Consider the following 13,095-nt stretch of genomic DNA (forward strand, 5'->3'; position numbering starts at 1 on the left):
GCTAAACACGACGCTCTGCACTTTAATACCCGGACCGGGCGACCATTTCGATTTCGTTCGCATGCCAGCCCATAGCCGGGTCATCGCTAACGGTCTGTTAACCACACAAAGTGAGGAAGACCCACTTAACCTGACATCACCGCCTAATATCTTTCGACGCGCAAACGGAAGTTTCCTGCGCGCGGCCTCCCCATCGTGAAAGGGAAGTCGCTTCCGATCGGTCAGGTTAGAAGATCGTCTTGACGAAATGTGCGACACGCGCACGAAATCCGCGGTCACGGCTCCTATCCCGCCTCAGACCGTAGGGCATTCCGCTTTATCCTGAAACTAACGCAAGCGGATGCTAACGAGACACGCGGGACCGCTCTTTCTCTTTGCAATTGAACGTCGCTTTACTATGGTGCGCTACGACATATGAGGACCGCACGTGAGCACGCTTCTTCCAAGACTGAGATCGGGTATCGCCGGGCTTGACGAGATTTTGGGGGGCGGCTTCGTCGAAGGCGCTTCCTATATAATTCAGGGCCAGCCCGGTGCCGGCAAGACGATTTTCGCAAACCAGATTGCCTTTTCCAACATCGTGGAGGGCCGGAAGGTCCTTTACATAACGCTGCTGGCCGAAACGCACGATCGCCTATTTCAATCGTTGAGCACGTTCGATTTCTTCGACCGATCGAGGCTCGGCCGTGACATTTCCTATATGAGCGTGTTCCAGACGTTGCGCGACGAGGGCTTGAGTGCTGTCGTACAGCTGCTGCGCAAGGAAACCCAGCGCCATAAGGCGACATTGCTGGTCTTCGATGGCCTTCTGAATGCGAGGGACAGGGTGCAATCGGATCTGGACGTCAAAACATTCGTTGCTGAAGTTCAAAGCCAGGCTGCGTTTGTCGGGTGCACCGTTCTCTTCCTGACCAGCGCCCGCGTGACGGAGGACAGCCCTGAGCACACGATGGTCGATGGGGTCATCGAACTGCATGACGAACTCGCGGGCGTGCGCTCGGTCCGCCGTCTCCAGGTGAAGAAGTCGCGCGGCAGTGCTGCGCTTGGCGGGTTTCATCAATTCGAGATTTTGTCGACCGGCATTTCGACCTTTCCAAGGCTGGAAGCAATCGCGGGGAGCAGCCAAGAAGGTCCTGTCGATCTTACCCGCATGGAATCCGGCGTTGAGGGCCTTGATCGATTGCTGGGGGGCGGACTACCGGCAAGCTCTGTCACCCTGCTCTTTGGCCCATCAGGCAGCGGCAAGACATCTTTGGGAATCAATTTCCTGGCAAAAGCGATTGAAACCGAGCGTGCTCTTCACTTCGGATTTTATGAAACGCCTGATCGGCTGTACGCAAAAGCTCGCGCGCTTGGATTTGACCTTCAGGCGATGAAAGCGTCCGGTACACTCGAAATTATGTGGCAACCTTTGACCGAAAACCTCCTGGACAAGCTTGCTCATTCTCTGCTGGAGTGCGTTCGAACGAAGAACATCAAGCGGCTGTTCATCGACGGGCTTGGTGGCTTTGAACGCGCCGCAGTCCACCGGCCGAGGCTTGTGGAGTTCTTTGCAGCATTGACGAATGAATTGCGCTCGCTCGGAGTGACCACGGTCGCGACGTGGGAACTACGCGATATGTTCGGCCCGACCGTCGCCGCTCCCGGACCAGAGATTTCCAGCGTCGTCGATAACCTCATCATGCTGCGCCATGTGGAACTGGAATCGCGGACGAAGCGCGTTATGTCGGTCTTGAAGGTGCGCGACGGCGAATTCGAACCTGTGATCCACGAGGTCTCGATCGGGAACCAGGGGCTTAAAGTCGCGTTACCGCTTCAGCCGGTCGCAGGTGCCGCGACAGGTATCGCCCAGCCTTTGGAGAACTGACCGGCCGTGAGCAATTCGCATCGGGACTCAAGTACATGGCGGTGATCGTGATCGCCGAGGACGAGTTCCTTCTGGCGGACATGCTGGTAGCGTTCCTGGAGGAGGCCGGTCATCACGCCATCGCCGCCTCAAACGGGCTGGCAGCTCTCGATTTGGTGCACAAGCATGAAACCGACTTGATCGTCACGGATTTTATGATGCCCGCGATGACGGGGCTCGAATTTGCACAAGCCGTGCGCAGTGATGACGCGAAGGGAAATATTCCGATCATCCTGGTCAGTGGCGCTCAAGCGTCGATCGGAAGAGCCCATCCGAACCTGTTCGACGCAGTTTTTGACAAGCCCTATGTTTTAGAGCGCCTGCTTCAAACTATCGAGGATTTGTTGGCTAAACGACGGGATTAATACATCCGGGGCGAATCTTAATTTTCAGATCAAGGCGAGAGCCGATTGCTTCGATTCCGATAGCGGCAGCTAGAATCGGTGTTGTGAGGGTCGAGGAACGCTAATGAACACACTTGGCGACCGCCGGCTTCCGCAATGCACGCCGCGACCATTGTGCGGGCAAGTGACGCCGTACTAAGTGACGGCTCTGGGTATTTGATCGTCTGGCGTAACCCGGTAGTTTCACCATCGTGTAGATTAATCGCACCGCGGTAGAGCTGCGCGAGTTCGCTGGCGATCGTCAGCCCGAACCCGTCTCTTGGAACATTATCATCCAGTCTCACGCCCGGCCGAAGCGCATTTGCCTTCGCCGCCTCGGCCATGCCGGGGCCATCGTCCTTGATCGCAGTAACGATTCTAGTGCCATCGATTCTCGCGTGGAAGTCAGTTGCCGAAGCGGCTGTAAACCATATTGGACCTACCAGAAACCCGGCTCGCCGGTCTATCGATGTGCGCCGGAAGAGAAAGGGCCTCTCATGCTACTGTCGTCAACACGTAGCCGCGGCCGCGGCCCGTTTCGATCAACTCTGGCCCGATCTTCCGGCGCAGCCGCGCGATATCACGTTGATGGAATTGAAATCGACCTCTGCATTGCGTATTCCGATGAAGCCGGCCATCGATTCCGATTTGAAGCCGGCCAGTCATTCCGATTTCATTCCGGCCGGCGTTCCGATTTGAAGGCGGCCATTTGTCGGACTGATCCTGGGTCTGTTGGATGTTTGGATCGGGTTTTGTTTCAGGTCAAGCGTGCGGTGTTTCAGGCACTATCGGCGAGCGCTGTTTTCGCATGCTTTCACCGGTGAGATCGATGCGATAGGCGTTGTGAACGAGGCGGTCCAGGATGGCATCGGCGAGCGTGGGGTTTGCTATTATTTCCCACCAGCGATCCAGGGGCACCTGACTGGTGACGATCGTCGATCGACGCTCGTAGCGGTCTTCGATGATCTCGAGGAGATCGCGCCGCTGATCATCGTTGAGCTTTTCCGGTCCCCAATCATCAAGGATAAGCAGATCGGTCTTGGCCAGCGATTTGAGGATCCGGCCATATCGCCCATCGCCTCGTGCAAGGGCAAGTGTTGCGAATAGCCGGGGAACCCGGTGGTAGGCGACGGAGAAATCTTCGCGGCATGCTTTATGGCCGAGTGCACAGGCAAGCCAGCTCTTGCCGACGCCGGCCGGCCCTGTGACGAGAAGGCTGTGGTGCCTGCGGATCCAATCGCAGCCAGCAAGCGTCATGAACAGATTGCGGTCGAGACCGCGTGCGGCACGAAAGTCGGCATTCTCGATCTGCGCATCGTGGCGAAGTTTGGCAGCCCTGGCGCGGGCTTCGAAGCGCTTCTGGCGGCGTATGGTGGCCTCTCGTTCGAGTAGTATGGCAAGCCATTCTCCATGCTCGAGGTCGCGCGCTTCGGATTGTGCGTCGAGCTCCTGGAAGGCTGTGGCCATGCCATTGAGGCCGAGTTCACGCAGCATGTTGATGGTGGGATTGGTCAGCATTGGTATGTCTCCTCAATGAAAGTAATCAGGGCCACGCAGATTGGCATGGTCGACAATGGCGGTTGGTTCGGTGGAATGGCGCGCCGCCTTGTGGTTGGCCAGCAGCGAGGCGATGCTCTTGCAGTTCAGGCCACCGATCTCGACGGCGCGTGCTGATACGGCTTCGGCCCGATTGCGTTCGATGTCGCGAAACAGGCGAAGCACACCCAGGCATGTTCGAAAGCCCTGTTCGGGGTGCGGACGGCTAGCAAGGATTGCGATCACCAGGCCCTCTGTCTGTGGCCCGATGGATGCGGCCCAGCGCCGAAAGCGATCTGGTGTCCACTCAGCGTATCGCCGGTGGGAACTGGGCATGTGATCTGGGTCGGTTCCATGGCGAGGACCACCATACCGGCGCTGATGCACGGCGATGCGCTTGCCGCGGTGGAAGATCTCGATGGTGCGTGCCGTTGCCCTCAGGTCGACCTGCTGGCGAATGAGGGCATGGGGGACGGAATAAAAGAAGCTTTTGAACTCGACGTGATAATCGGTCGAGACACGGACCAGACGCCATTCGGCGAATTCGTAGTCTTCACCCGGAAGGCTGGCGAGCGCAGCACGTTCGACACTTTCAAATACTTGCCGCGGGGTAACACCCAATCGACGCATGAGGTGATCGTTGATGCGATCAAGTGCTTGGCCAATAGCGGCATTGGTCTCAGCCAGCGAGAAGAAAGTCAGTTTGCGCAACCGCCCCAGGATGCAGGTCTGAGCAAAACGGACTCCGTTCTCAACTTTCGATTTGTCCCGCGGTTTCTTTGGCCGTGCCGGGAGAACTCCGACGCCATAGTGGGAGGCCATCATGCCGTAACTGCGGTTGATCTCGGGATCGTAGAAGCTGGCGTGGTTGACGCCCGACTTCAGATTGTCGGGAACGATCAGCCGGGGAACGCCTCCAAAAAAATGAAACATCCGGACATGCGAGCCGATCCAGTCAGGGAGCGTTTGCGTCCAGGTCGCCTCAGCATAGGTGAAGCTCGATGCACCGAGCACCGCCACAAAGATCTCTGCCTCGCGGATCTCTCCGGTCTTGCGATCAACGATCGGGATCTTCTTGCCGGAATAGTCGACGAACACCTTGTCGCCAGCAGCATGCTCCTGGCGCATCGTCGGTGAAAGCCGCTGTTGAAACCCACGCAGGAGTTCACAAAAGCGGCTATAGCCGTAACCGTCGGGGTGCGACCCACGATACTCCTCCCACAGGATGAGCATGGTAACGCCCGGCTTCTTGAGCTCGATGGCAAGATCGGCCCAATTGGGCTCGACCCGTCGTCTCGTGCCGTGTTTGATGCCATTACGAGTGAACAGTTTGCTCTCGAGCGCATCGTCGGTGAGATCCCCAGGCAAGGGCCAGTTTAACCCAACCGCTGCCGCGCGCTGCAGATTATCCTGCACCGTGCTACGCGCAATTCCCAATAAGACGGCAATCTCACGCGAGCTGGTTCCGCTTGCCGCAAGCCGCAGCATTTGTCGCAAATGTCTCATGGTCAGCCTTCTCTTTGCCGGCATCAAAATCCCCTCGTTCATCACGAGGTATCGATGCCAAAAGTTGCTGACCCAGGAGGTAATCTTCAGTGCCGAAAACTGGCCGGTCTTTGATTGGAACGGTGGCCGGCTTCAAATCGGAATGGTGGCCGGTCTTTGATCGGAATGCCGGCCGGCTTCACGTCGGAATCCGCACTCTGCATCACTTTGGTACATGCGCTCGATCAACTCGCGCCGGTCGACAACGACTTCTTTTCGGATGATCAGGCACGAGAAAACGCGCCTTTCCAATGCTATGTTAGAACGTGCCGAGCTGGGCGTCGAATGCGAGCGCAGTGCTCTTCCGGGCGTCAGTCCGGCATCACCAGCCCCGCTGGAATTTTTTTCGATAGGACGCAGCGCTCTTTTTTTGCTGCATCCTGCGGGGAACGCTGCCTCTCAGATCAAGGGAAAAAGCAAGTCGCGCGACTCCTTTTGTCCGAAACGGACTGAAACAGGCGCCGGCAAACAAGGAAGGCGACCACGGGGCGCGGCGATCTGCAGTTCATTTTGATCTACTGCGCTTCCTCGTCGTATATCTGTTCATGAACATGGAACTGTCGCTCCGACCCGTTTTCGTCGAGAGACCTGTGTATGGTCAACTGCTTGGCGTTCATCGCAGTCGGAACGAAAGGTCGGAGTGTTGAAGGAAGAAGGACTAAAGTCTGATACGGCGCGGATCAATTGGTGGATGGCCGCAGTAGCAGAGGCGCGCGATGTCGATGCGTTTGAAATTCTTTACAGGCATTTTCGTCCCCGTGTGCGGTCGTACATGGTCCGACTGTCCAGGGGCAATCGCATTTTAGCCGAGGAGCTCACCCAAGAAGCGATGATGCGGGTCTGGCAAAAGGTCGCTCTGTTTGATCCATCGAAAGCACACGCATCCACATGGATCTTCACGATCGCTCGCAACCTCATGGTCGATGCCGTGCGAAAAGGCACTCATGCCGAGTTTGATATGAATGATCCTGCTTTCGTGCCAGGCGAGATCGAGTCAGCGGACGTCTCGATCGAGCGCCTGCAGGAAGCGCAGCGTTTGCGACGGGCGATGCTGGCGATGGAAGACAAATATTCAGACGTTCTTCGGATGGCGTTCTTCGATGGTCTGACGCATCCACTTATAGCACAGAAACTTAACCTCCCACTTGGAACGGTAAAAACGAGGATACGGGTTGCATGCGAGAAACTGCGGATGGCCCTTCAGGAGGAGGAAAAATGATCAAACACCATCTGGATGACGACATGCTCGTTGATTATTCCGCCGGCACTTTGGCGGAGGGTTGGAGCGTTGCCGTTGCCACCCACCTCGCACTTTGCCCGGCGTGCCGCACGAAGATCGACATGCTTGATAGCGTTGGTGGCTACTTTCTTCAATGTGAAGACGCGGATGAAGAAGACTTGCCGGAGAGCTGGCAGGCGATTCGAGCCCGGATCGCGGCCGGCGAAATCGAGGCGGTTTTGCCGATAAAGAATTATACGACAGCCGACCCGACTTTCCCGGAGCCGTTGAGGTCTTACATAAGCAAGGCTGGCGGCGTGAAGTGGCGCCGTCTCGGGCTAGGGGCGGCCCAAATGATTATCCCAACCGAAGATAGCACAACCACTGTGCGTCTACTTAAAATTCCGACGGGTCGTCCGGTTCCTGAACATTCCCATAAGGGCTCGGAAATGACACTTGTTCTCGACGGTAACTTCAGCGACGAGGTTTCCACGTTCAGGCGAGGGGATGTTGAAATGGCTGATGGCAATCTTATGCATCAACCTCGAGCAGGAACGGACAAGGACTGCATCTGCCTTGCCGTCACCGACGCGCCATTGCGGTTCACAAGCAGGCTAATGCGGTGGATGCAGCCAGTTCTAGGGATATAAGCTGCTAGGCAGCGGTGTGAGTTATCACTTCCTCCAAAAGGGCGACGCCTGACCTCAAGGTTTCATCATCCCGTAGGGGAACATTGTTTCGTTTGCCACGCCGAGAATCTCAAGTGGTTCGTCCGCGCCGGCTGGTTTGCTCAGGAATTTCGTTGCACCGAGCCTGACGGCCGTGGCCGCCGACCTAATGTTCCCGTAACTGGTCGAGACCAGCGTTTTTGTATCGGGAGAATTGTCCTGCCGCCGCCACTACTTCGAGACCACTACACGGAGATCCGTGACGACGATGTCAAAGCAACGAATAATATAAGAAGCAAGCCTATCGTGTCGTTGACCGTAGTATAGTTTTTCTGTGGCAAAGCCCCGATCCTCAACTGCTTTGGCAAGCCGCTCGGCAAAAATACAGTCGTCTCAACTAGGAGCACAACACAAGGCCGTGGCGCTTCGATTTCCCGACGCAGGGATCGTTGTCGTTTCGGGACGGTTGATGGCCGAGGAAATCGACCTGCCTGCCACTGCGGAGTTTTTTCCGAAGCATACGACTTCGCAAGGATAGTCGCTCGGCTACAGGGTTGTCTAAAATCGGATATCCGCGCCAATGTAGTCGCGCCCGGACTGGTCTGGACGGTGCTGCAGCCAAGTGGCGGACAGCCGGACGAGAAAGTGAAGAACTTCGGTAAGGACAGCGACTTCAGTCGCCCGGCGCAGCCGGTCGAGCCGGCTCCCGTCTTTGTGCTTCTTGCTTCGCAGGAGGCCAGCTTCATCAACGGCGAGTTCTACGGTGTCACCGGCGGCAAGGGCATCGCTTGATCGAACCATCTTCGAAGTTTCATCATGCCGCAAGCGTCAACTTTGAAACATGTAACTGCGGGTGCCCTGAATATTGCCTATTGCGAGTCAGGTCGCTCGGGTGTCGTTCCGACGATCGTTCTGCACGGCTTCCCCTACGATGCCCACGCCTATGACGAGGTGGCCGCTCGATTGAGCAGTTTCAGCCGTCGTTGCATCGTACCTTTCCTCCGCGGCTCTTAGCTTCCCAGGGTAATCGCTGGACTACAGGTGCTCGCGGAACGCCGTAGTGCTGATATCTGCGGCCAGCACAAGGCTCGCGGGCGGAGCGACGTCTTCGCCACCCGCTATGATCGCTGAGATGTAGGCAAGAGCGTTCTTCATGCCATTCATCGTGTAGGGCTTTTCGATGGCACCGAGGGCGCCTGCGAAATCCGCGGGGACCTTCTTGATGTTACCGCTGACGAATACGTAAGGAATGCCTTTGGATGCGAGATCGCGGCCGATGTCGATTCCGGTTGGACCGTCTTGAAGATGAATATCGACGAAAGCAAAATCCGGGTGATCCGCTTCCAGGAGGTCGCCGACCTGTTTGCGGTTCATTGCGGTGCCGGTCACTTCGTGGCCGGCCATCGCAACCTCTGTTTCAAGCTCCATGGCGAGCAGCGTCTCGTCCTCGACAATCATAACCTTCAATGCGCGCTCTCCTATCCGTCGACCAGCAAAGTGACATCGACGGTTGTCCGATGCCCGTCGATCCTCTTCTCGATCTTCGCGTCAATCTGCTTGGCGGAGGTTTCGAGAAGAATAAGACCGATCTCGGCCGTGTCCGCATCGACCTCGACCGGTATCGAGGTGTCCTCCACCCTGATAAGGAAATGACCGTTCAACCGTTTGACGACGACATGGATGTCGCCGCCACCGTCGCTCAAGCCCCTCCGGACGGCGTCGCCGACGAGTTCGTTGACGATCAGCGACAGCGGCGTTGCCTTCACCGCCGGCACATGGAGCGGATGCAGATCAAGCATTAGTCGGATATCCTTGCGTCCGACAGCTTCGACAAGGTCGGTGACGAGTTCCTTTGTGAAGTCCGCGACGTCGAACCGTGAGACGTCCTCCAGCGTGAACAGTTTTCTTTGAACCGTACTCAAGGCCTCCACGCGGTTCAGCACGGACCTCAAAACGCGCTTCTGCCCTTCATCTCTGGTGATCCGGGTCTGGAGCTTCACGATCGAGGCCATGGTCAGGAGGTTGTTCTTGACGCGGTGATCAACCTCGTGGACGAGCAGCGATTTGGCTTCGAGCGCAACCTCCAGTTTCTCGGTGTGTGCGGCGACTTCCTCTTCGGCACGATGGCGCGCGGCCGCCAGATCGGCCTCTCGGGATTTCACATTGGTGAAATCGAGTTGGGAAGCGAAGAAGTAGACGATCTTATCGTTCTCGTCGCGGACCGGAGATAGGAATAGCGCGTTCCAGAACGGTTCTCCATCCTTCTTGTAGTTCAAGATGTCGATGGCGATGTCGGATCCGGCGCTGACCGCCGCGCGAATGCGGGCCACCGATGCCGGGTTCGTTTCCGGTCCTTGCAGGAAGCGGCAGTTGCGTCCCACTGCCTCGCTGCTTGAATAACCGGTCAGCTTTTCGAACGCGGCATTGCAAAAGATGATCGGATTGTCCGCTTGGTTCGGGTCGGTGACGATCATCGGCATGCGGGTGGCCTTGAAGGCAGCTGCAAAGGGGTCTTCGCGAACGTGTCGGGCAACCAGGCGCTCCCCGGCATCTCGCGCTTCTGTTCGTTTTTGGTCGTTTTCCTGCATAGTAACCTGATGGCTTCTAGTCTCGGCGTAATGCATGATGGGTTCTTCGAGTTCCCACTCATCCCCCGGGAGACAGCGATCGTGCTGTCCGCGATCCCCCATGAACGAGAGGCACGAAAACACTTAGGCCGAAGAATTCCCGCTTCAAGGATCCCCACAGCGACCGACGATGTGTGGAAATTGGCCCTTGTCGGCCAAGACGGAGGAGGAGTGAGGCATCCGACTGCGAACGATTTGCTATCGCTGTTCCGTCCCCGTCTTTACGATCCGGCATCTGGATCCAAGATCGCCTCGATCTCGCAGATGACACCGGCCGGATTGTAGCTGATCGTCGAGCGGCCGTTTAGCTCGGCCGCTAGAAGCCTCTCGACCAAAAGCGAGCCAAACCCCTTTCGCGTCGGCGATTGCACCGTGGGGCCGTCTCGCTCGACCCATTTGAATCGCAGTCTCGCGATGTTCTCCTCAAAGCTCCAGGAGATCGAGACTTTGCCTTGAGGGATGGACAATGCGCCGTATTTGGCCGCGTTCGTCGCAAGCTCATGGATCGCGAGGGAGAACGAGACGACGGCCTTCTGAGGTAACAGTACCGCGCAGCCCTCAATGTCGAACCGTTCAGGCGGATAGGGTTCTAGCACTTGGCTGACTAACTCTCCTAAGTCAGCGCGTTGCCAGTCCCGATGCGTGAGTAGATCGTGGGCCTTCGCCATTGATACGAGCCTATCCTGGAAGGCGGTCACTTGGTCCGGACCTGTTCCATCCCGATCCAAAGTTTGTCTAGCAATAGCAATTACAGTGGAGAATGCATTCTTGACCCGGTGATTGAGCTCGCCGGTCAGCACCGTTTGCAAACGCTCGGCCTCCTTTCGGGCCGTTATGTCCTGGGCCATCTTGGAAGCGCCGATGGTTTTTCCATTACTGTCGTAGATCGGCGAAACGCTGAGCTGAACGTCTACCAGGCGGCCATCCTTCGTTCGGCGCTGCGTTTCATAAGGCTCCACGATCCTGCCGGCGCTGACTTTCCGGATAATTTCCGGCTCCTCGTCACGACGCTCTTCCGGAACAAGCATTAGAACCGACTTTCCCACCGCCTCGTCAGGAGAGTATCCATAGAGCTTTTCGGCTGCGGCATTCCAGTTGGTGATCGTCATGTTGAGATCGATACTGAGGATGGCATCATTTGAGGAAGCGATAATGGACGCAAGAAGTCGCTCCGCTTCCTGAGCGCTCTTTCTCGCGGAGATGTCAATAGCGATGAAGCCGACCTGCCGAATTGAGCCATCTTCATCTTTGAGGGCAGACACCGAGACAGCCGTCCATACGATACTTCCGTCCTTCCGCATGCATCTCTTTTCCATGTCGAAGGATTCGCCCGTTTCGACGAGGTTCCGGAAAAGTCGTTCAGCTTCCAAACGGTCGTCCGGAAACGTCAGATCCTGGAAACGAATGCCCACAAGCTCCTCTCTCTCGTAGCCTAGTATCTCGCAGAAGCGCTGGTTGATGAGCGTCATTCCGCCTTCGAGGTCGGTCTGGCCGATACCTGCGGCGGACTGGGAGAATAACGCCCGCAGACGCTCCTCGCTTTCCTTGAGCGCTTGCTGTGAGCGCACCCTTTCTGTCGTCTCGCTGACGATGCAGAATACGCCGCGGACGTTCCCGGTTGCGTCTTTGATCGGCGAATAGGAAATATCGAAATACACGGTTTCCGGATGCCCATGGCGCTCGATGTAAAATTGACGATCCCGGGCTGATACAGTCTCGCCGCCATGGAGGACGCGATCCAACAAGGGCTCCAGGTCATCCCAGAGCTCACTCCAGTTCTCATTTGCCGGTCGTCCGAACGCACGCGGATGCCTCAGGCCAATCGTGGGAGCGTAGGCATCGTTATAAAGAGCCACATACTGGTCGCCCCAGAACATGACGATCTGGGCATGCGAGGGAAGCATGATGTCCATAGCCGACTTCAGACAACTGGGCCATTCTGACGGCGGTCCCAGGATCGAGTCGTCCCAAAGTCCGCGCTCAATCATCTGCGCTATTCCGGTCGCCGCAATTTTATCGTTTAATTCTAGTGGAGACACTCTATCCATCCCCAAAGTTTTTCAGAAATGAGAAGTTGGAGGTGCGAAGTTAAGTCGTTTTGACGCGATAACAAGGGAGACGATCGCTCGCCTGGGCGGACTTTCGACACCAGCAGCCATCGCATGTGCTATTGGCAAGACTGGCTGCTAGTTGTGGGAAACGTTCCATCACACACTCAAAGGCCATGCGGGCGCATCGTTTCGTTCAGTTAACGATCCCGCAACGCGTGCTTTAACCTTCTTCTGCAAGGTCGCGGTCCTCAAGGTAAGCTGGGTTTAGAAGTTACTGAGATCCGCCGCCCCTTGAACGGGTCAGTCGTCGACCGCCGCAACGACATCTCCTGGCTTCAGGCCGGCGGTCGCGACTGGCGATCCAGCCTCGACTGCTGCAATCAACCCGCCTCGAACGGGTGTGCCGCAGGCCACGTCGTGACGGTGCGGTCGGCAAAGTCTCGGATCAGCGGAAAATGCAAGAGATCGATATGGAAGGGAAGCACATCGAATTCGTGCGCCCGCCTGCGGATTTCCTCCAGCATGGCGACCTGATGTGGCAGATGATCCCTGACATTCGGATTGAGCCTGGGCGCGACATCCGAGCATGAAACCAGGCGCGCGTTAGTGAAGGTATCGCCGCTGGCAAAAAGTGTGACGTCATGGCCTTGGGCGACAAGGTGTTCCGTGAGATAGGAAACAATGCGCTCGGTTCCCCCATTTGGACGGAACGCTCTCGGCGAGTGGTGCGATCTGAGCGATCTTCATCGGCAAAACCTCCTCAGTTGAGCAAAGAGTCGTCGGTAAAAATCATGCCCGCGTCCTGGAAGAGGCACGCGGCAGTTCGTTGCAGTGTCAAGATCTCGAATAGCTGTTGGCGGTGATCCCCTTTCTGGTAGCTGCACGGGCCCAGGCCGCCAAACCGGCGTGCTTGTGATCTGCGGCGGTGGGTTCTGCGGATGTCGAAAGAACTGGACGCGTCTTGCTGTCCAGATTGACGCTCGTCTTTGTCCAACGTCTTCAGCGCATCGATGATCTCACCGTAGGACACGGCTTGGTCCGCGCCGGGATAAAGACGAAGCGCCGGGATGGACTCGATGGCAAAGATATCGGACGCCCAAGATGCGAGGATGGCGCGCTTCTCGTCGTTGCCGATGTCGTCAACGGCAAGCACATCACGC

General features: G+C 56.9%; 11 protein-coding genes and 3 pseudogenes. 5 read left to right on the forward strand and 9 right to left on the reverse strand.

Going from position 1 to position 13,095, the window contains the following annotated elements; all coding sequences use genetic code 11:
- Window positions 1-427: 427 nt before the first annotated feature.
- Window positions 428-1,867 (forward strand): ATPase domain-containing protein, encoded by a 1,440-nt coding sequence (locus tag DTW90_RS36335; protein WP_246665188.1) that lies wholly within the window; start codon window positions 428-430, stop codon window positions 1,865-1,867.
- A 35-nt stretch (window positions 1,868-1,902) separates the two neighbouring features.
- Window positions 1,903-2,271: a response regulator gene (locus tag DTW90_RS36340; RefSeq protein WP_149344943.1), complete on the forward strand. Its 369-nt coding sequence runs from the start codon at window positions 1,903-1,905 to the stop codon at window positions 2,269-2,271.
- 29 nt (window positions 2,272-2,300) lie between these two features.
- On the opposite strand, the gene DTW90_RS38215 is transcribed toward DTW90_RS36340, so the two are convergent.
- From DTW90_RS38215 to DTW90_RS38000, 4 genes and pseudogenes are all read right to left on the reverse strand, one after another.
- On the reverse strand, window positions 2,301-2,756 hold the full coding sequence (locus DTW90_RS38215; protein ID WP_348642690.1) for an ATP-binding protein: 456 nt from the start codon (window positions 2,754-2,756) through the stop codon (window positions 2,301-2,303).
- Window positions 2,757-3,051: 295 nt separating this feature from the next.
- Window positions 3,052-3,807 carry an IS21-like element helper ATPase IstB gene (gene istB / locus DTW90_RS36350; RefSeq protein WP_132528716.1) on the reverse strand — a complete coding sequence of 252 codons (756 nt, stop codon included), beginning with the start codon at window positions 3,805-3,807 and terminating at the stop codon, window positions 3,052-3,054.
- Window positions 3,808-3,819: 12 nt separating this feature from the next.
- The gene (gene istA, locus DTW90_RS36355) at window positions 3,820-5,355 is read right to left on the reverse strand and encodes an IS21 family transposase (RefSeq protein WP_188080191.1); all 1,536 of its coding nucleotides are present in this window, start codon (window positions 5,353-5,355) and stop codon (window positions 3,820-3,822) included.
- A gap of 171 nt (window positions 5,356-5,526) precedes the next feature.
- Window positions 5,527-5,625: pseudogene (locus DTW90_RS38000) on the reverse strand (DNA-binding response regulator); the annotation flags it as partial.
- A gap of 385 nt (window positions 5,626-6,010) precedes the next feature.
- On the opposite strand from DTW90_RS38000, the gene DTW90_RS36365 reads away from it, so the two are divergent.
- The 3 genes and pseudogenes from DTW90_RS36365 to DTW90_RS36375 form a co-directional block, all read left to right on the forward strand.
- Complete coding sequence (locus DTW90_RS36365) at window positions 6,011-6,589, forward strand: sigma-70 family RNA polymerase sigma factor (RefSeq protein WP_348642688.1); 579 nt, start codon at window positions 6,011-6,013, stop codon at window positions 6,587-6,589.
- On the forward strand, window positions 6,586-7,239 hold the full coding sequence (locus DTW90_RS36370; RefSeq protein ID WP_149344945.1) for a ChrR family anti-sigma-E factor: 654 nt from the start codon (window positions 6,586-6,588) through the stop codon (window positions 7,237-7,239). Before DTW90_RS36365 ends, DTW90_RS36370 begins: the two co-directional genes overlap by 4 nt.
- A gap of 588 nt (window positions 7,240-7,827) precedes the next feature.
- A pseudogene (locus DTW90_RS36375) lies at window positions 7,828-8,049 on the forward strand (SDR family oxidoreductase); the annotation flags it as partial.
- Between the two features lie 243 nt (window positions 8,050-8,292).
- Here the strand turns inward: DTW90_RS36375 and DTW90_RS36380 are convergent.
- The 5 genes and pseudogenes from DTW90_RS36380 to DTW90_RS36400 form a co-directional block, all read right to left on the reverse strand.
- Window positions 8,293-8,724 carry a response regulator gene (locus tag DTW90_RS36380; RefSeq protein ID WP_132528440.1) on the reverse strand — a complete coding sequence of 144 codons (432 nt, stop codon included), beginning with the start codon at window positions 8,722-8,724 and terminating at the stop codon, window positions 8,293-8,295.
- An 11-nt stretch (window positions 8,725-8,735) separates the two neighbouring features.
- Window positions 8,736-9,845 carry a PAS domain-containing protein gene (locus tag DTW90_RS36385; RefSeq protein WP_149344955.1) on the reverse strand — a complete coding sequence of 370 codons (1,110 nt, stop codon included), beginning with the start codon at window positions 9,843-9,845 and terminating at the stop codon, window positions 8,736-8,738.
- Between the two features lie 260 nt (window positions 9,846-10,105).
- Entirely contained in the window at window positions 10,106-11,797 is a 1,692-nt protein-coding gene (locus DTW90_RS36390) for a PAS domain S-box protein (RefSeq protein ID WP_348642689.1), read from the reverse strand.
- Between the two features lie 551 nt (window positions 11,798-12,348).
- Window positions 12,349-12,682: pseudogene (locus tag DTW90_RS36395) on the reverse strand (glycosyltransferase); the annotation flags it as partial.
- 13 nt (window positions 12,683-12,695) lie between these two features.
- The coding region (locus DTW90_RS36400) for a hypothetical protein (protein ID WP_246665190.1) at window positions 12,696-13,095 on the reverse strand (400 nt) is incomplete at its 5' end.

It is taken from the genome of Neorhizobium sp. P12A (assembly GCF_008365395.1).
Classification (GTDB): domain Bacteria; phylum Pseudomonadota; class Alphaproteobacteria; order Rhizobiales; family Rhizobiaceae; genus Rhizobium.